At 45.4% G+C, this 18,411-nt stretch carries 11 protein-coding genes; 2 read left to right on the top strand and 9 right to left on the bottom strand.

Annotation, left to right across the window (positions count from 1 at the left end):
- Nucleotides 1–116 precede the first annotated feature (116 nt).
- Nucleotides 117–368: a (4Fe-4S)-binding protein gene (locus MKY73_RS14500; protein ID WP_339308334.1), complete on the top strand. Its 252-nt coding sequence runs from the start codon at nucleotides 117–119 to the stop codon at nucleotides 366–368.
- Nucleotides 361–642, top strand: coding sequence for a GNAT family N-acetyltransferase (locus tag MKY73_RS14505; protein WP_339308336.1), 282 nt, complete (start codon nucleotides 361–363; stop codon nucleotides 640–642). Before MKY73_RS14500 ends, MKY73_RS14505 begins: the two co-directional genes overlap by 8 nt.
- Before the next feature lie 143 nt (nucleotides 643–785).
- On the opposite strand, the gene MKY73_RS14510 is transcribed toward MKY73_RS14505, so the two are convergent.
- From MKY73_RS14510 to MKY73_RS14550, 9 genes are all read right to left on the bottom strand, one after another.
- The gene (locus tag MKY73_RS14510; protein WP_339308338.1) at nucleotides 786–2,453 is read right to left on the bottom strand and encodes an alpha-glucosidase; all 1,668 of its coding nucleotides are present in this window, start codon (nucleotides 2,451–2,453) and stop codon (nucleotides 786–788) included.
- 59 nt (nucleotides 2,454–2,512) lie between these two features.
- Nucleotides 2,513–4,141, bottom strand: a complete 1,629-nt coding sequence (locus MKY73_RS14515; RefSeq protein ID WP_339308341.1) for an alpha-glucosidase — start codon at nucleotides 4,139–4,141, stop codon at nucleotides 2,513–2,515.
- Between the two features lie 21 nt (nucleotides 4,142–4,162).
- The gene (locus tag MKY73_RS14520; protein ID WP_339261438.1) at nucleotides 4,163–4,993 is read right to left on the bottom strand and encodes a carbohydrate ABC transporter permease; all 831 of its coding nucleotides are present in this window, start codon (nucleotides 4,991–4,993) and stop codon (nucleotides 4,163–4,165) included.
- Between the two features lie 76 nt (nucleotides 4,994–5,069).
- Entirely contained in the window at nucleotides 5,070–5,984 is a 915-nt protein-coding gene (locus MKY73_RS14525; protein ID WP_339308343.1) for an ABC transporter permease subunit, read from the bottom strand.
- 61 nt (nucleotides 5,985–6,045) lie between these two features.
- Nucleotides 6,046–7,782 (bottom strand): sugar ABC transporter substrate-binding protein, encoded by a 1,737-nt coding sequence (locus MKY73_RS14530; protein ID WP_339308344.1) that lies wholly within the window; start codon nucleotides 7,780–7,782, stop codon nucleotides 6,046–6,048.
- 252 nt (nucleotides 7,783–8,034) lie between these two features.
- Nucleotides 8,035–9,441 (bottom strand): response regulator, encoded by a 1,407-nt coding sequence (locus tag MKY73_RS14535; RefSeq protein ID WP_339308346.1) that lies wholly within the window; start codon nucleotides 9,439–9,441, stop codon nucleotides 8,035–8,037.
- On the bottom strand, nucleotides 9,438–11,150 hold the full coding sequence (locus tag MKY73_RS14540) for a histidine kinase (protein WP_339308348.1): 1,713 nt from the start codon (nucleotides 11,148–11,150) through the stop codon (nucleotides 9,438–9,440). The genes MKY73_RS14535 and MKY73_RS14540 overlap by 4 nt, the downstream gene beginning before the upstream one ends.
- A gap of 180 nt (nucleotides 11,151–11,330) precedes the next feature.
- Nucleotides 11,331–11,828, bottom strand: a complete 498-nt coding sequence (locus MKY73_RS14545; protein WP_339308350.1) for an SMI1/KNR4 family protein — start codon at nucleotides 11,826–11,828, stop codon at nucleotides 11,331–11,333.
- 156 nt (nucleotides 11,829–11,984) lie between these two features.
- A complete protein-coding gene (locus MKY73_RS14550) occupies nucleotides 11,985–18,371 on the bottom strand; it encodes a GDSL-type esterase/lipase family protein (protein WP_339308352.1) in 6,387 nt (2,128 codons plus the stop codon).
- Nucleotides 18,372–18,411: the final 40 nt, after the last annotated feature.

The following is an 18,411-nucleotide window of genomic DNA, read 5'->3' on the forward strand; positions in this document are numbered from 1 at the left end:
TTAAGGATTCCTCATTTATAATTCGGACATCGAAAGGCAGGCAGAATACTGCTTGCCAGGTAAGACTGAACTATAGATATGTAAACAAAACTCAACCGTGAAAGATGTGAGTAATTATGAGTAAACAAAAGGTATACTACGGTAAGGATATCGAGGTCATGTTTAATTCGGATGTCTGCATTCATTCCGGTATATGCGTAATGGGCCTCCCTGCTGTGTTTGATTTGAGCAAGCGTCCTTGGGTTGATCCTGATGGTGAGACTTCGGAGGCCATTGCCCGTCATATCGACACGTGTCCAAGCGGAGCATTGACGTACAAGCTTTTGAACGATGAAGACTCAACAAAGAAAGAGGATGAACATGCATAATGTAGAACATGAAGTTGCCAATAAGAGATTTCTTATTCATGATAACGGCGACATTGCTGCGGTAATGACGTATGTAATTTCAAGTCCAGAACTATACATTATTGATCACACATTGGTTGAAAATGCATACCGGGGACAAGGGCTTGGGGATGAACTTATCAAAGCTATGGTTGAATATGTGCGGGAAAACGGTATTAAGATTTTACCTTTATGCCCTTTTGCCAAGGGACGTTTCGAACGTATCTCTGAATATGCGGATGTTCTCCATCAATAAAACTAACTTTCTGCGCTGAATTTCATGTGGCTAACCAGTGTAATGGTTAATTATTGGCGAATTCCGATACTCCCGCCACACAACAATTAAAAAGCGTCTATATCATTCAGAACATGATATAGACGCTTTTTTACGTTTCCTGCTTATACGTTATCGCTTAAACCAACGATTGTTTCGAACGGTCGCAACACCAGTGGCAGCATGCCACTCTCATAGTTGGTAAGCCAGATCTCCGAGAAGTTGAGGCCAAGCTCATCTTCCTCAAGCTCCACGATATGTTCGGTTAGATTGATGACAACCAGCACCTGTTGGTCTGCCAGTGTACGTGTATATGCATATACACTCGGATGATCCGGCATAAGAAGTTCATAGATACCGTAAGTCAACGTATCGTGTTTTTTTCGCAGCTGAATCATTCGTTTATAAAAGTGAAGGATGGAACGTGGTTCCTGAAGTTGTTTCTCTACATTAATATTGACGTAGTTATCATTCACTTTTAACCATGGCGTACCGGTGGTAAACCCGGCCTCTTTGGACGAAGACCACTGCATCGGCGTTCTGGAATTATCACGACTTGAAGCCCAGATGATGTTCATGATCTCTTCGTGAGACATCCCCTCTTCACTTTTGATCTGATACATATTCCGATCGGCGATGTCGTTATAATCTTCTATGGAAGGGTAAGCCACGTTGGTCATGCCTATTTCTTGCCCTTGATATATGAAAGGTGTGCCTTGCATGAAGAAGTACATGGCACCAAGCGCAGTGGCACTTTCATACCAATACGCACTGTCATTTCCCCAAGATGAAACTTTGCGGGGCTGATCATGATTTTCAATAAACAAAGCATTCCAACCGACGTTTTCCAGGGATTTCTGCCACTTGGTCAAGACGTTTTTCAATTTGGGGATATCCAGTTCTCTGTCCGTACTGTTTTTCCAAAGGTCTAGATGTTCGAATTGGAAAACCATATTAAATTTCCCTCTGACTTCACAGATCCAATCCAGCAGATCTTCCTGGTCTTCGACCCTTACTCCGTTCGCTTCCCCAACAGCCACGACGTCATATCTGGACAATGTATTCTCTTTCATTTCTTGCAGATAACTCTGGATTCCCTTCACATTCATATGTTTTTCAAAAGAAGAGATGTATTTGAAGCCTTCTTTAACAGGCATGTCCAAGAGGCCCTCTTCCTTGTGAATATGGCTAATGGCATCCACACGGAACCCATCAATCCCTTTATCCAGCCACCAATTCATCATTTCATATATGGATTTACGAACATCTTTATTCGCCCAATTCAAATCCGGTTGTTTTTTGGAGAACAGATGGAGATAGTGCTGTCCGGAGACTTCATCATATTCCCAGGCAGAACCGCCAAAGATGCTCTCCCAGTTATTCGGTTCCTCTCCGTTCTTCCCATCTCTCCAGATGTACCAGTCTCGTTTGGGGTTATCCAGCGAAGCTCTGGATTCAATAAACCACGGGTGTTCGTCACTTGTATGATTAATCACCAAGTCCATAATAAGTTTCATGCCGCGGTGATGCACTTCATGCAGTAATTGGTCAAAGTCTGCCATCGTGCCGAATTCATCCATAATGGAACAATAATCACTGATATCATAACCATTATCATCGTTGGGTGACTTATACATTGGGCAGATCCAGATCAGATCAATACCGAGATCTTGGATATAATCCAGCTTGGATATGATCCCCTGAATGTCACCAACACCATCTCCGTTGGAATCCATAAAACTTCTCGGATAGATTTGATAGGCTACTGCTTCTTTCCACCATACTCTTTTCATTGAATATAATCCTTCTTTCTTGAGAACTGACAATTATATAACATATTACGTAGTATGCTTTAATTATGAATAAGGTACATTCTTGCTTCATATGGACGTAATATGCTCTCGGAGAGCTCACCTGTATAATTGGATATCAAAAGCTGATTGGACTTTGTTAAATGCTCCTGAAGCGAAAGTTCGGTTGTATCCCCCTGGAAATTGCACACCACCAGAATCGTAGTACCATTCAACGTGCGGGTATAGGCAAACACGTCTGGGTTTTCTGGAAAGATCAGCTCATAATCACCATATACAATGACTTCATGGTCTTTTCTAAGTTGAATCAACTTCCGGTAATAATGGAATATGGATTCGGGGTTATTCAAACTTTGCTCGGCATGGATATGCTTATAATTCGGATTTACCTTAATCCAAGGTTCCCCTCGTGTAAAACCTGAGTTATCAGAAGTATCCCACTGCATAGGTGTTCGTGCGTTATCGCGACCCTTGGCGTAGATCGACTCCATCACGCTGCTTTCAGGATAACCTTTCCCCATTCTTTCCTTATAAAAGTTCAACAATTCAATATCTCGATAATCCTCAATCGCATATTGTACATTCGTCATACCCAATTCTTCACCCTGATAAATATAAGGCGTGCCCTGCATGCCATGAAGAAGGGTAGCCAACATTTTAGCCGATTCGATTCTGAATTCGCCATCGTTCCCCCAACGAGAGACAATTCGGGGCAGATCGTGGTTGTTCCAGAACAAACTGTTCCAGGCTTCGCCCCCTAGCTCCGTCTGCCATTTGGACAGCACTTTTTTCAATTCCAACACATCCAAAGGTTTAAGAGCCCACTTTCCTTTGCCTTCTTGTTCATCCAGACTGATGTGTTCAAATTGGAATACCATTGAAAACTCGCTGCCGTCCGGGTTGCTGTACAGTTTGGCGATTTCCGGAGTGGCGCCCCATGTCTCACCTACGGTCAGAAGGTCTTCCGCGTTTTGGAACGTCTCCTTGCTTAGTTCCCTGATATATTTATGCAGATTTGGTCCGTTGCCCGTAATCTTTGCATCCGGTTCTTTGCCAATTAAGTCGATAACGTCAAGTCTGAAACCACCAACACCCTTGTCGATCCACCAATTGATCATGTTGTATATCTCCTGCCGGACTTTCGGGTTTTCCCAGTTGAGATCTGGCTGTTTGACGGAAAATAGATGTAAATAATATTGCCCGATCTCAGGCACCCATTCCCAAGCTGAACCACCGAAGGTGGACCCCAAGTCGTTCGGAGGGGTTCCTTCAACACCATCTCTCCAGACGTAGTAGTCATGGTATGGATTGTCTTTGCCTTTTTTGGCCTCTTGAAACCAGGGGTGTTCATCCGATGTATGGTTCAATACCAGATCCATGATTATCCGAATATCTCGTTTCTTCGCTTCAAGAATTAACGTTTCCATATCTTCCAAAGACCCAAACATCGGATCGATATCCTGATAATCTGAAATATCATAACCGTAATCATCCTGAGGGGACTTGCACACAGGTGATAACCAGATCGCACCAATGCCGAGTTCCTGCAAATAATTCAATCGGGATACAATGCCCTTCAAGTCGCCGATGCCATCTCCGTTACTATCTTGAAAGCTCCGCGGATATATTTGATACACAACGGTTTCTTTCCACCATTTTTTATTTTCCATGTTCATTGAACCTCCTTAACGTTATTCTTTGACCGATCCGACGACAATGCCCGTCACAAAGTATTTTTGCAGTAACGGATAAATCAGCAACAGCGGGATAACAGCGACAACGATTTTGGCTGCGTTCAGGTTTTTGTTAGAAATTTCAGTCAGGTTGCTGAGCTCGCTGGAATTCGTACCGGCTTGAAGCAAATCGGCAATATTCACGTTAAGGGATTGAATATAGGTCATTAGCGGATAATTGCTGACTTTGGTCATATAGATCAGACCGCTGAAGAAGTCATTCCATGTCCCCACAATACTGAACAAGGCAACTGTCGCCAGCGCTGGAATGGACACGGGAACATACACTTTGAACAAGACTTGAAGCGGATTGGCCCCATCAATGAACGCTGCTTCTTCAAGCGCTTTAGGTACAGCAGAGAAGAAGTTCATCACGAGGATGACACTGAAAATCGGAACAGCGCCTGGCAGAACAAGTGCCCATATCGTATTTAGCATATCCAGGTTTTTGATCAGCAGGTAAGTCGGAATCATACCTCCACTGAACAACATGGCAAAAATCATGATATTCATATAAATGTTTCTGCCTTTGAATTCCCGCTTCGATTTGGATAACGGATAAGCCATCAAAATAATCAGAATCATATTAAGCACAAGGGCAAGTGCGACACGTAGAACAGATATGCCAAAGGAACGCCAAAACTGAGCATCATCGATAATTTTGGTATACGCTGCTGTTGTAAAATTGACCGGAACGAGACCTACTGCATTGGCAGATACCGCCTCGCTACTGCTGAATGATATGGCAACGATATTCCATAACGGAAGAAGGCAGATCAATGCCAGCATAATCACAATGGCATAGATGACAAACCGGCCAGTTCGTTCTTTGAAGCTTGCTGAATAGGACACAGGTTTGGCCTCCTTAGAATATTTTTCGATCCGTATATTTTTTAGCCAACTGGTTGGCAGACATCAGCAAAACAATACCGATTACGGACTTAAACAAGCCAACAGCCGTACCGAAGCTATACTGTCGCCCTACGAGACCAATTCGATAGACATAGGTGTCCAGAATATCGCCCGACTCATAGACAACCGGATTATACAGATTATAAACTTGATCGAAACCGGCGCTCAAAATGTTGGTCAGGCTCATTACGCCCATGAGCAGAATAATAGGCAGCATGCCTGGTAAGGTGATATGCCATACTTTTCTCCACCAACTGGCTCCATCCATACCTGCCGCTTCATACAGACCGGGATCAATCGACGTGATCGCAGCCAAATAGACGATGGAACTGTAACCAAACTCTTTCCATACATCTGTACCGATAATCAGTGGCTGGAACCAGGTGTTGCTGCCAAGAAAATTAATATTTTCTAGGCCAAAGAACGCGAGCATTTGATTCACAATGCCATCCAAACTGAACATGTTGACAACGACCGATGCCAGTACAACCCAGGATAGAAAGTGGGGTAGATAAACGATCGTCTGCACCGATTTTTTAACGTATTTGACACGAATTTCATTTAACAACACGGAAAAAATGATGGCCATCATCGTTCCCAGCAAAATCTTGCCAACCGCTATCACCAATGTATTGCTGACGACTTGCGCGATATCCGGCAGCTTGAACATATAAGTAAAATGTTTCAGCCCTACAAATTCAGAGCCAAACATGCCTTTGGCTGGTATATAGTCCTGAAAAGCCGTAATGATGCCGACCATTGGAACATAGCTGAATACCAGCAAAAACAAAATGCCTGGCAGCATCATCATATGGTACATGGCTCCTGGGCCAAGCCGGCCTCTCGCTTTCATATTTCCCTGTTTCATGAATGAACCCCTTTCGTTGAAGAAAGGCTGCGTATCGCAGCCCCGCTACTGTTCATAGATGTTATTGTTTGGATGCGATCTCGTCCTCAATTTCCTGAATGACTTGATCACCGCCTTGTTTTTTCCAGTTATTCACGAATGTATCGAAGTAATCCAAAGGTTCTGAACCCGTTATAATTTTGATAAACGATTCCTGTTCGAGCTTCGTCAGATTGGCCCACGTCTGTTTCATGCTTGCTGTGGTTCCAGAGAAAGCAGGTGTCATCCATTCGAATTTCTTTTCCTGTGTCAATTTGTCGATTAGTCCAACACCGTTGATCCGTGAATGATATTTGGACCAAGCAGTCACATCATCCGTATCCATGTCGCTCAAATAAGTTTTGATGCTGCCGATATTGTTTTTCGATTCGGTTGTGCGAACCTCATCCAAACCAATCTCACCTTTGATCCCACGAACAACGTCAGAGTAATCATCCAGCAGCGATGTAGCCGAGTTGACTTCGATATTAAAAGGTCTTGTAGATCCGTCTACCCCGGTCTCCTGGTACTTGGCAGCTTCCGGCATGGTTGTAGCGGCATCTTTATCATTGGCCAGTTTATCGTAGAACAGGTTAAGAATCTTAACGGCCAGTTCAGGGTGTTCATATCCCTTTCTCACCACGATGAACTGATTGGATGGATTGGCATGCGCCACGTTAACTTTGCCATTTGCGTCCTCCAGCGTATAAGCCGAGAATTTCGCATTTTTATCCATCTGTTTCGCACTGATCAGTCCCCAGTCAGGGATATGCCACGGTCCAAAAGCAATACCGCTTTGGCCATTGGCGTAGAGTGCGGTAATATCGTCAAACGTGCGGGTTCCAAATTGCGGGTCAATGATCCCATTCTTGAACCAATCCGCCATGATACCGAGCATCTTCTTCGTTGCTTCTGTCGTGGAACCATACACGATTTTGCCGTCTTCACCATTCATCCAATATTGTGGGAAGGCTCCTTCAGTTGAGGCCACACCCAGCATCGTATATGCAGAGCCATTGTAATCTGTTGTATTCATCGTGTTCACAAAGGGGATACCTACCGGGTTTCCGGATTGGCCAGGGTCTCTTTCCAGGAATTCCTGTGCCGTTTTCTCTACTTCATCGAGCGAGATGGCACCGTCTCCGTCTGCATCAAGTTGAATCCCGAGCAGATCCAACCAATCCTGACGAACCCAAACCATCGTGGGTGCAGAATCCAGAGAAGTCGCCGGAAGTCCCATCAAACGTCCGTCAATCGTCGCATTTTCTAATGCACGGCCATCATAGGAATCGTATATCTGCTTGATATTATCCGTAGCATATTGATCATATATGGTTGTCAGATCCTCAATCAGATCATTATCCACCAGCTCTTTTAATTCATCTTTGGAATCAACACGCATCATGTCTGGCAATTCCCCAGATGCGATGGCGAGCGAAACCTGACGGCTATAATCTTCGCCATTGGCTTCAAATTGATCTGAAATCTGAGCGTTAAACGTGTCTTTGACCAGCCGAGTATACGCGTTATTCTCATAGGTATCACCGGCTGGCAGTTTCGGGTTGGCTGTGGTTACCCGTCCTATGGTAACGGTAATTTCGTCTTTATAGGCACTGAACGAATCTCCCGGCGTTACCTCATATTTGCCTGCTTCTTCTGCAGTAGGAGGAGTGGAAGAGTCTCCACATGCCGCCAAGGCAGCAACCATTAAGGCAGACATGGACAGCACGGCCAGACGTTTTGTCAACCGATTGCTTTTCATGGACCATTTTGTTCTCATCTAGTTCGATTCCCCTTTTTCTGATGTTTAATATTTGTGTTTGCGCTTTCATTATAAAATGGAGTGAAGTCCCATCGTGATAGGGAATACACGTCCGTTTGGATAGAGATATGATTACAATTTTTCAGTCCGCATTATGAAGTATGGTTAACTTGTGAGCATTTACCCTACTTACGGATCTACATTCGTCTAACCACCCTTACTTTTAATCAAAAACAAAAGCCGGCAGCTCCTAAAACAGGAGGCTGTCGGCTATTTATTTCCTCTACCCAGCTGCCGATATTCGCTTGGCAGAAGACCTGTCAGTTCGCGGAAAATGCGGCTGAAATACTTTTCATCCGTATATCCCACTCGCTCCGCAATCCAGAAAATCGTATTATTTGTATTGAGCAAATACTCTTTGGACTTCTCTACCCGGATATATCGGGAGTACTCATTAAAGGTTCTACCCATCAGATCTTTGAAACATTGACTGAAATAACTTCGGCTGATGTTGAGTTGTTGCGACAGACCTGAAGCTGTATAGGCCTGCTCCATATCATTTTGCATGATCCTCACTGCTTTCTTAACGGCATCGATGATTTCCTGCGAATAGGAAGTCTGGGCATCTGCTTTTTGAATGCTTGCAGCTGTCTGCTTGATCCATGCTTCAACCTCGTACCAGGACTCAAAAGAATGAATCATGGCGATTCTTCCAAGCGTAGTTTGGGCAAAAAGGTGGTTCCATTCCATAACGATCGAGTACAGCAATCCCATCAACTGACCTTTATGTAATCGTAATGATATAAACTGGTCAATGAGTTGATTGTAGTAACTGTCGTTGTGGGTCCATGGTGTCTGGAACCAACTTTGCTTAATTCGATCGATATCTTCATCATGCGGTTCTTTTAAACTTGTGTTGTCCTCATTCATCGAAACGGTAATGACTTGGTTATTGGGGTTGTACGCATAGAAAAATGACGTATCTGTATAATTCATAATCCAGTTTTTGATCTGTGACCATGTGCGCTCTTGTACATCAGACAAAACCAACAACGTACTATGGGCATCATGATGCAACAATTCTTTCAATTGATGAAAGAGTTGATCCTCTTCCGATGGACGAACAGCCCACATGCAGCTATTACGCTCAACCTCCCACCTAATCTCATATTCATGTGCAGTTATCTCCATTGGCCACTTAGGCTCTGATTTGCGATCCTGTGAAACCAGTGCATACACATGTTGATAATGGACGTTGATTTCATTCTGCGAAGGCATCTTTCTGATCGTGTTCGTCAACCCGTTGATTCGGGTATGTATCCGTTGCAAAACATGCTCGAATTGTTCTTTCTCCAGCTGGACTTTGGCTATATAGTCAATGGCTCCGAGTCTAAGTGCTTCCTGGATATAATCGAAATCCTGATGCAGGGTTAACACAACGATATGAAGTTCCGGATAAAGCTGCCTCGCAGCTCGCATCAGTTCAATCCCTGACATAACGGGCATCGCAAGATCGGTCAGCATCAGATCGACCGGTTGGGTTTTCAGGAAATCCAGTGCTTTCGCCCCGTTACTTGCCTCTCCTACAACCTCCATGCTGAACTCGTTCCATGGCATCGCAGAGCTAATGCCTTTGCGTACCAACTTATCATCATCTACAATTAATACCTTAATCATGCCGAGATATCTTCTCCTTTAATAGGCAGTACGAGCAGGATGCTTGTCCCTGTCCCCAATTCACTCTCGATCACCAGTTGTGCTTGGTCCCCGTACTGTGCCTTCAACATGCGGTGAACGTAATTGAGCCCGATGCCCATCCCTACTTTTTGTTGTTCAGCTACACGATTGTTTAGCAGATTATGAATGGTTTCTTCAGTCATGCCTGCACCATTATCTTGTATCATAATGTTCAGCGTTGCAGTGCATGTCACTTCAATCTGAATAAAACCTTCGTCACTCAATCCATGATATAACGAATTTTCAACCAGCGGTTGCAGAATAAAGCGGGGCACAGGAATTTGAAGCACTTGTTCATCTGCAGTAATGCGGACGTCAAATTCAAAGTCATAGCGAATTTGCTGCAAGATCAGATATTGTCTTAACGCATCAATCTCCTCTTCCATCGTGGATACTTGCCCTAATTTGCCCAAATTGTAATAAAGCAGCTTGTTCAATGATTGCACCAGCTTGTCGATCTCCCCTTGACCATTCATGACGGCCAACCAGTGCACCGTATCCAGTGTATTCATCAGAAAGTGCGGGTTGATCTGATAGAGCAGTTTTTCCACTTCCAGGTCTGCACGAATCTTCTCTTTCTGCTGAACTTCCTTGAAGAGGTCACCAATCTGATGCTGCATATTCGAAAATTCACCGAGCAGAAAATCAAATTCGGGAATCTGAGTACGAGCTCGGCTCCCGGTCGTTTGAGGATTCTTGGACATCCCATCGATTTCCGAATGGAACAGCCCGAGTGGTTTGTATACCATCTTCCACAGGAGCCAAGCGAGAAACACGGTAAAGCCGAGGAAAAATAAAGCGACCAGCAAAATTTGAAGCAACCACTGGTTTTTCTCCTGTTGATATTGAGCCTGCGAAATGATCGATACGACACTCCACTTCTGTGAGGAATCCTCCTTGAACCAGTGATACCCTCGGGATATTCCGTCCTTCGCAGGATCGGCTGTTAAGCTGGAGAAATTCTCGCCGACCTTCATGGCCTCCGGTATCTCACTGTACACAATGTTTCCTGTACCATCCAGGATGAGGTGAGATAATGCGCCGTTGTATTGATTGTAACCCAAGATATCCTGTGTAAGCCGAAAGCCGGACTCCACGTAAATGTACACATCGTCCCTTGTGGAGAGTTGTACTTTTCGCATAGCGGACAGAACGAGTTGGTCATCGAATCGGTTCATACTGATATGAGGGCCATAGTATTTAATGCCATAGGTTTGGAAGAGCACAGGTAAAGAGTCAAAAGATAAACGATCCTTGATTGGAAAGTTGCTAAACTGCGTTGTACCTTCTTTATCAAAGTAATATAGCGTCAGTCCGATGTTGGGATTGGTAAATGTGACTACACTTAACTCGCTCTTTAATTCGTCCCTGGCCTCAATCAATTGAAAGATATCAGAGGACGGATTCAAGAATTCATCCATGCTTTTGCCCAAAGTTCCCCTGTAGGACAATTGCTGGGTAACGTGATTCATATTGGTGATTGAATTCTCCAATGAGGACGTGACCTGCTGTAAATTGCTACGGATGCCATCATCAATTTTATTGGCGAAGATGGAGTCAATAGTATAATAAGAGATTGCAAATATGCTGATGAAAGGGATAAACGCACTGAGAAAGAACAGTAAAAATATTCTTTTTTTAAGAGTCATGGGGTCCTATTCTCCTTCTGAAAATGAAACAGCAAGCTTCCTGTGTATGGAAGCTTGCTCCAAGTCCAATTTCCTTTCATCATTATAGATTGATATTCAAATAAGTCAAACGCTTTCATAGTGGATGGTAAGATCTAAGAGATTAATAAATGAAGTTCTCTAAAAGAGATCGAAATTTGCTCAATAAAGTGCTATCGATTTCGACATAATGAGTTCCATAAACTCATTCAGATGATTAGCCACTTTTTTAATTTCTTCAAATTCTGGTTCTTCTCCATATACGATCGCTCCTATTTCATTGGATAAGTCAATAGCATAGAAGGAATAAACACTGTTAACAGAAATCATGATTGGTAGATAATGATTCCACCATGTCGTTATTTCTGATCTCCATTGATCGTCTTCGTTTGCTGCTTCCAAGCTGAGCAGTTCAAATTCATTCCATTGAAAATCAGCATCTGAGCTATTTTTGTATTCACTCTCACAAAGGAACCATGTCTTTTCATCAGGTGTAATGCATTGTTCCATAACATGTAAAAAATCTAAATATTCTTCAGGAATAACTTTGTATCTAGTTATGAAACTAACATCTAAATCTAAATGACAATTCGATTTCTGAGTTATGGTCCAACCGTTTGACTCAGCCCAAATCATAAATTCATGGATTTTGCTGCTCAAAGTGCACCTTCTTCCCTCAAAATGGACTCTCTTTACAATTTTATCGCAAAATAAGTAGAAAGTGCTACTCCTCGAATGGATGAGGAATAGCACTTTTTTTATATACCTAACCTACTTTATTTCATTGTGGATAATGGAATGCCTCAAACCTCTCAGCTACTCGCGCACCGTCACATTTAATTTGGTTGATCTGGTTTCCCCTGAAGGATTACGAAGCACAGCTTCATATTCATAGATTCCAGGTGCCCTTCCAGAGATTGCGGTAGCCGCAGACTGAGCACCAGGTGAATGTGATTGCAGCGATTGTGTGTCAATCGATACACCATTTTCGTAAAGTTCGTATTCAGTTGCGTTGGTTCCCCACCATAGATTCATGGTGACATTATAGTTGCCGTCACCGTCCCAATTGTCATGCGACAGAACGGCTTGCCCCGGGGAAGCGTCCGTGACGACAACTGTCAGCGGAACACTCATGGTCGTACCGAGTGCATTGATTAATTCCCCGGTATAGATATAGGTACCATTTTTCTTGCCGGTAATATCAACTTGAACGGATTGGGCGGAGGGGGATTGATCCCCCAGTGAAATGTCCTTAATCAGTTCACCATTCTCATACAGCTTGAACTGATTGCCGTTATTTCCCCACCACAGATTCATCGTGACGGTATAATCCCCGTCTTTGAGCCCCGTGTCATAACCATTATTATCAGATAACACTGGAGTGCCAGGGGCCCCGTTTGCGAGTGGCGTTGCCTGATGGAGCCATTCCTCCCACTTCATCAGCACACTTGCCTGCTCATCTGTAAATATAGTTCCTCTAGCTGCTTGAACGTCAGTACCGTAGGATGCGAGCAGTTGACGCGCTTTAGCTCCTTCACGATTGTTTGCCGCCTGTTTGGCCAGCTGTAACGTGTTTGAGAGCTGATCAGCAAGAACGTTGGCATTCGCATCAGTCGATTCATCAGCAAAGGCATTGGTCAGATTGATCAGGCTGTCGAATGTAGCAATAACCGCAAAACGATATTCTACCGTCTGTTCCCACCCAGCCACATCGGAGACGGTTGCCGTAACCTGATTTAGGCCGGGTTCCAGTGTATACGCCGGAGTGTCCAGAAGCACACCCTCCGGTTCAGCCACACCGGATGCCGTATCAGAAGCGATATAGCCAATTTCCACGTGCTGATCAATGGTGTACTCGGTTTGACCATGAATTTCAATGGTTGGTGGTACGAGATCAATGGATATGGACAACAATTGTTTGCTCTCTTTGTTACCGTCAACATCGACGCTCCAGTAGGTGATCGTATGTGTACCTTCTTCAGCTAGGGTCAACTGCGTGCCACTCACCGTTTCGCCACCATTGATTTGATAATAGGTCCCTTCGATTTCGGAGTCTTCATCGGTTGTTGTAAAGGTCACTTGTACAGGAGAAGTATACCAGTCGTTCTGCGATTCTCCTTCCACAGTTGCCGCAGTATGTGGGGCTTGCTGCTCCGGTGATTCCCCTTCCAGCGTGACAGAATCAGATAAAGGGATATTTAAATCTTTGACAAGGCGTGCCACGAGTTCAGACACCTTGATTGCACCGTTCATCTGCAAATGTGTGTTGTCTTCGGTTGTACCTACCCACATGAATATCGATTTGGTTCCTTCAGTGCCAAGTTCCTGAAAATGCTCCCAACTAGCCTGATTCAGATCGATGATGAGGGTTTCCGTTTCCTGCGCCGTTTCTTTCATCGCCTGTACGTATTCCGGGAAGCTTTTGTTCAGCACTTCTCCGGTAAAATCACGACGATTCACTGGTGTGACCAGAACCGGAATAGCACCTCTCTGGAGTGCACCGTTAATGTATTCTTTCAGATATACCTTAAACTGCTCGGGCGTAAGATATCGCTCCGGACGTGAAGGTGTGGAATCGTTATGAGACCACTGCATGAACAGATAATCGCCTTCGTGAATGTCGAGCAGAATATCGTTCAGATATCCGCCGACCAGGAAGGTTTTGCTGCTCAAACCTCCAACTGCCCGGTTATCAATGCTGACTTCATTTGCATCAAAATATTCACCCAACGTTTCGCCCCAACCTGCTTGCGGACGGTAGCTCTCCGCGTAATTAGCCACAGTTGAATCGCTCGCCAAATATATAACAGGTTTATCGCTTTCGCTGTGATCTGGCAGACGCTCCAGCTTCAGCGCATTGATCTTCGGTGCATTTCCGGTGAAGTTGAAGTTAAATACCCCATCAATCAGAGCGATATCGTACGTAATTTCTTTGAATTCGCCCTTGGCAACGGTTGTGAGTGGCAACTTGGTCATTTGCTCCACAACAACATTTGCGCTAGTTGATTCCTCTGCATCCCCGATGGTCATCGTTACCCGATAATTGGCCGGCTCCAATTCCGCCAGGAAAGAGGTGCCATTTACTCGTGTGAAATCCTCTTTGAGCGCATCCCCGGTCTCCCGGTTCTCATCTTTGGTCAGTGCAGTATCGGCAAAACCGTAACCGTTGCCTTCGATGTACGCTCTCTTGGCATCTACCTTGATGTATCCTTCGGCAGCACCGCCGGAACCAAAATCAAATCGGTATTCACTTATCTCTTCGCTTGGTTCACTTGTCAATGAATCCTTTGCCACAGTTAACATGTTAAACGCATGGTCAACTTGAGCCTGAGTGGCTTCCGTATTAAATATCGCTTCCACTGCTGTCAAAGCCCGGTTCACCACAGCCTTTGATGCATCTGTATAATCCGACAGATCCAGTGCTTTAATCTCATCGTACAGAGCGATTAATGCCGTCTGATCGCCACCCTCCGAAGGAAGCTGCGTGCCTTCAATCCGCACGTTGTCGATCTGGGTAGTCCAGTTCAACGTGCCTCCACCGCCTTTTCTTGTTCCGAGGAATCGAATCGCTCTGACGTTGTCGGCATATGCGATGGAACTCATAGGGATATCTTTAATCGTTTGTGTAACGGTCGGATTCGCCACATCTGTTAATGTGAGATCCAACGTTTTCTTTGCAAAATTAACGGTTGCATCCACAGTGACCCACTGGTTCTTGGAAATCTCGGTAGCCGTTCCCCCTTCGGGTATAGCTGTATCTCCTGTGCCGTAGTCCGGATTATATGCACCGATATAATAATGAATTTTGGTACTTCCGGTTTTGGTGTACAGTGTGAACAGGGCATTTTCGTTGGAATCCTGGACCGTGAGGTGACCTTCTGACGGATAGGCACTCACATTACCGGATTGCCAGTCAAAGTTTACCTTTACCTGATCGCCGTTTACGGCATCAAACAGACGGAACACCTTGGCCCGATTGCCTGATCCAGACCCTGTGACAGACAGTACCTTATTCCCGGACTGTTCAACCACCGTTCCCGCCATGGTTCCTGCAATACCCGTGGCATTGACCATCGCATACTGGTAGCCCGAAGAGTCGCCTTCAAAATCCTCCTCATAAAGCTGGGTTTCCGGCTCTGGTTCGGGTTCGGAAATATCAGGGTCAATGACCAGCGATGAGATACTCAGCTCCATGTCTTTGACCGCACCAGCAACGAGACCGGCAATTTTCTGTGCACCATAACTGCTAAAATGAGTATTATCGTTGATTCCATTCGGGTATTTTGGATATTCACCCGGATTAGCATATAGGAATACTTTTTCTGTAGCTGTATTACCAATTTTGTCGTAGTACGCAATACTTAACTTGCTAAGATCAATCAGCGGCACGTCAAGTTCCTCCGCCACTTCTTTCGCTGCCTGCACATATGCCGGGAAGCTGACATTGAATTCCTGAGTCACCGTATTGAAATCCCGGCGTCCAACCGGTGTGAGCAATACCGGTGTAGCACCGCGCTGTTTAGCACCGTTTATATAACGAGCCAAGTAGATCTTATAGTCCTCCGGTGAAGCATACCGATCCGGTATCCCTGCACTGGCGTCATTATGACCAAAGGAAATGAAGAAGAAATCCCCAGGCTTGATTCGTTGCAGGATCGTATCCAGACGACCATCTACCATAAATGATTTGCTGCTTCGGCCACCGATCGCATCGTTCACGATAACTGCACCGTTAGAGAAATAACGTCCGAATTGCTGGCCCCATCCTTCTTGAGGAGCCTGCATTTCACTGTACGTTTGCATGGTTGAATCACCGGCCATATAGATCGTTGTTGCCGCACCGGCCACTTTCTCTGGATATTTTTCGATCAGGATATCCTGGATGTCTATGGCTGTACCAGTGAACAAGAAATCGAGCTGTCCATCCACCAATGCAACATCATAGGAATACTCGAGCGGTGCTCCCGCTGTCACATTTGTTACGGTGAGCTTCTGAACGAATTCGGATTTGACCCCCACGTTGGAGTTATGCGCATCACTGCCCAATCGCAACGTCACCTTATAGTTGGCATTTGGCAGGTCAATAGCAAATGTCGTACCTGTCACAACCGAAACCTCGTTTGTACCTACGGTAACCCCGCTTGCATCCTTGAAGCCGTATCCATTCTCTTGTGTATATAATGTGTCCTGTATAGCCGTACTTCCTGACGCTGTTTCTGTACCAAAATCAAAACGGTAAACCTGCTGAGGCATTTCTGCTTCGCGGGTCAGCGCCAGATCGGCTTTCGGGAATGCTGTAGCTTCTGCTCCGAGATAAAAGCCGGTGTGAGGCGGCTGATTGTAAGATACATTTTGCCATGCTACGCCAAGTCGATACACAGGGTCCTGCATCAGCGTAGGGATGCGATAGTCCGAAGGAATGGTCGTTGTGTAGAGACGATATTCCGAGCTATCTTCGCTCCGCAGCAGAATTTCTTCACGCCAGTCGCCCAGAATGTCCGCCTGAAGCGCCGGATTACCTTTGGTATGATTGTTTGTTAACGTACCGGTTGCCCGGAAGATTTCATTCAGCTTTTTATTTTCGTAATCCCATTTGTAAATGAGTGGAATTCCTTTGGCAGTACTATTATCCCACTGATGGTCAAACAGCTCCCGCTGAAGATCTCCGTCCCACCAGATGGCGAAGTTGGCAGTTTTGGGCCCTTCGTCCACCGTGTAGATCGCATCTCCTGCAGCAGAGTAGGTATTGGTTACAGGCACACTTTGCCCGTTGGTAACGGTCGTGGCCCATGATTCGTAGCCCGGATAGTTCGGATCGATGTCCGCCGACATCCCGCGACCGGTGTCAAAACCTGTTTTCTCACCCCAGAGGATTTCACCTGTGGACGCATCGCGCATCTCCAGTCCATACGCCGCATCTGAATGCTCGTGAACACTGACGACCTGATAGCCATCCCGATTCGGGTCAAGCTGACCGGCGTGCATGGCATCACCGTGTCCAAGTCCGGTGCTGTACATCAAGCTGCCGTCATCGTCTATAGCTAGGGCGCCAAACATAATCTCGTCCTTGCCGTCATGGTCTGCATCCAGTACACTCAGATTGTGGTTGCCCTGTGCTTGATATTGTGATCCTGCTTCGTTGGTGTCGAACGCCCAGCGTTTGACGAGTTCTCCACCAACATAATCATAAGCAACAAGCACAGTGCGGGTATAGTAACCCCGGCTCATCACGACGCTTGGTTTCGTACCGTCCAGATAACCAATCGCGCCAAGAAAACGGTCTACACGGTTGCCATACCCGTCCCCCCAATCACTTACGTTGCCTCTTGGCGGATCATAATTCACCGTGGATACGGCTGCGCCAGTCTCACCGTCAAACAGCGTGAGATATTCCGGCCCTGACAGTATGTATCCGCCCTCATTACGATAATCCTTCGTCCCGTCACCAATAACTGTGCCTTGGCCGTCCTTCGTGCCGTCCGCTGTCTTAACAACAACCTCGGCCTTTCCGTTGCCATCCAGGTCATACACCATTAACTGTGTGTAGTGCGCTCCGGCACGGATGTTTACGCCCAGGTCAATTCGCCACAGCTTCGTGCCATCCAGTTTGATGGCATCGATATAGACGTTGCCCGTATAACCGGCCTGCGAATTGTCCTTGGAGTTACTCGGACTCCACAAGAAGACAATTTCATATTCGCCATCCCCGTCCAAGTCAGCTACCGAAGCATCACCTGCATAATAGCTGTAGGTTCCGCCGTCCTTGGTCCGTCCGTCGGCCGGTTTCTCCAGCGGAATAGGCAGATAATTGTTATGCCAGACCGATACAACCTCCGGCTGCATCTGCTCCTTACCTGAAACAACAGTGGAAATCTGATATTGCGAGCTGTCGAAACCCGTGGTGTCGACATAGTTTGTCACGTCGCTTATGGGCGACGTATTCACTTTGGTTCCGTTTTTATATATATTGAAAGCGATATCATCTGGGTCGTTGTTTAAATACCTCCAGCTCAGAAAAATACCGTTGTCTACAAGAACCGCAACCAACCCCCGGTTCAGGTATTCTGCTTGGCGACCCGGCATGTTGTTTGAAGAAGACTCTGCACGCATCGGTGCTGGAGGAACAGCCAGAGAAATAACCATAAGGAGTGCTAAAAAAGATACAAACATCGATTTCTGGATGGAAACAGTTCTTCGGATCATTCGATTAACGCCTCCTTATCTAAAAATTCGTTTTTAGAAT

The sequence above is a fragment of the Paenibacillus sp. FSL R5-0519 genome, from assembly GCF_037974275.1.
Classification (GTDB): Bacteria; Bacillota; Bacilli; order Paenibacillales; family Paenibacillaceae; genus Paenibacillus.

Bases quoted from the DNA above. Each gene is read 5' to 3' on its own strand.
- MKY73_RS14520 (WP_339261438.1), bottom strand. From the start codon at position 4,993: ATGCTGGCATTGATCTGCCTTCTTCCGTTATGGAATATCGTTGCCATA.
- MKY73_RS14540 (WP_339308348.1), bottom strand. From the start codon at position 11,150: ATGACTCTTAAAAAAAGAATATTTTTACTGTTCTTTCTCAGTGCGTTT.
- MKY73_RS14550 (WP_339308352.1), bottom strand. From the start codon at position 18,371: ATGATCCGAAGAACTGTTTCCATCCAGAAATCGATGTTTGTATCTTTT.
- MKY73_RS14510 (WP_339308338.1), bottom strand. From the start codon at position 2,453: ATGAAAAGAGTATGGTGGAAAGAAGCAGTAGCCTATCAAATCTATCCG.
- MKY73_RS14535 (WP_339308346.1), bottom strand. From the start codon at position 9,441: ATGATTAAGGTATTAATTGTAGATGATGATAAGTTGGTACGCAAAGGC.
- MKY73_RS14505 (WP_339308336.1), top strand. From the start codon at position 361: ATGCATAATGTAGAACATGAAGTTGCCAATAAGAGATTTCTTATTCAT.
- MKY73_RS14525 (WP_339308343.1), bottom strand. From the start codon at position 5,984: ATGAAACAGGGAAATATGAAAGCGAGAGGCCGGCTTGGCCCAGGAGCC.
- MKY73_RS14515 (WP_339308341.1), bottom strand. From the start codon at position 4,141: ATGGAAAATAAAAAATGGTGGAAAGAAACCGTTGTGTATCAAATATAT.
- MKY73_RS14530 (WP_339308344.1), bottom strand. From the start codon at position 7,782: ATGAGAACAAAATGGTCCATGAAAAGCAATCGGTTGACAAAACGTCTG.
- MKY73_RS14500 (WP_339308334.1), top strand. From the start codon at position 117: ATGAGTAAACAAAAGGTATACTACGGTAAGGATATCGAGGTCATGTTT.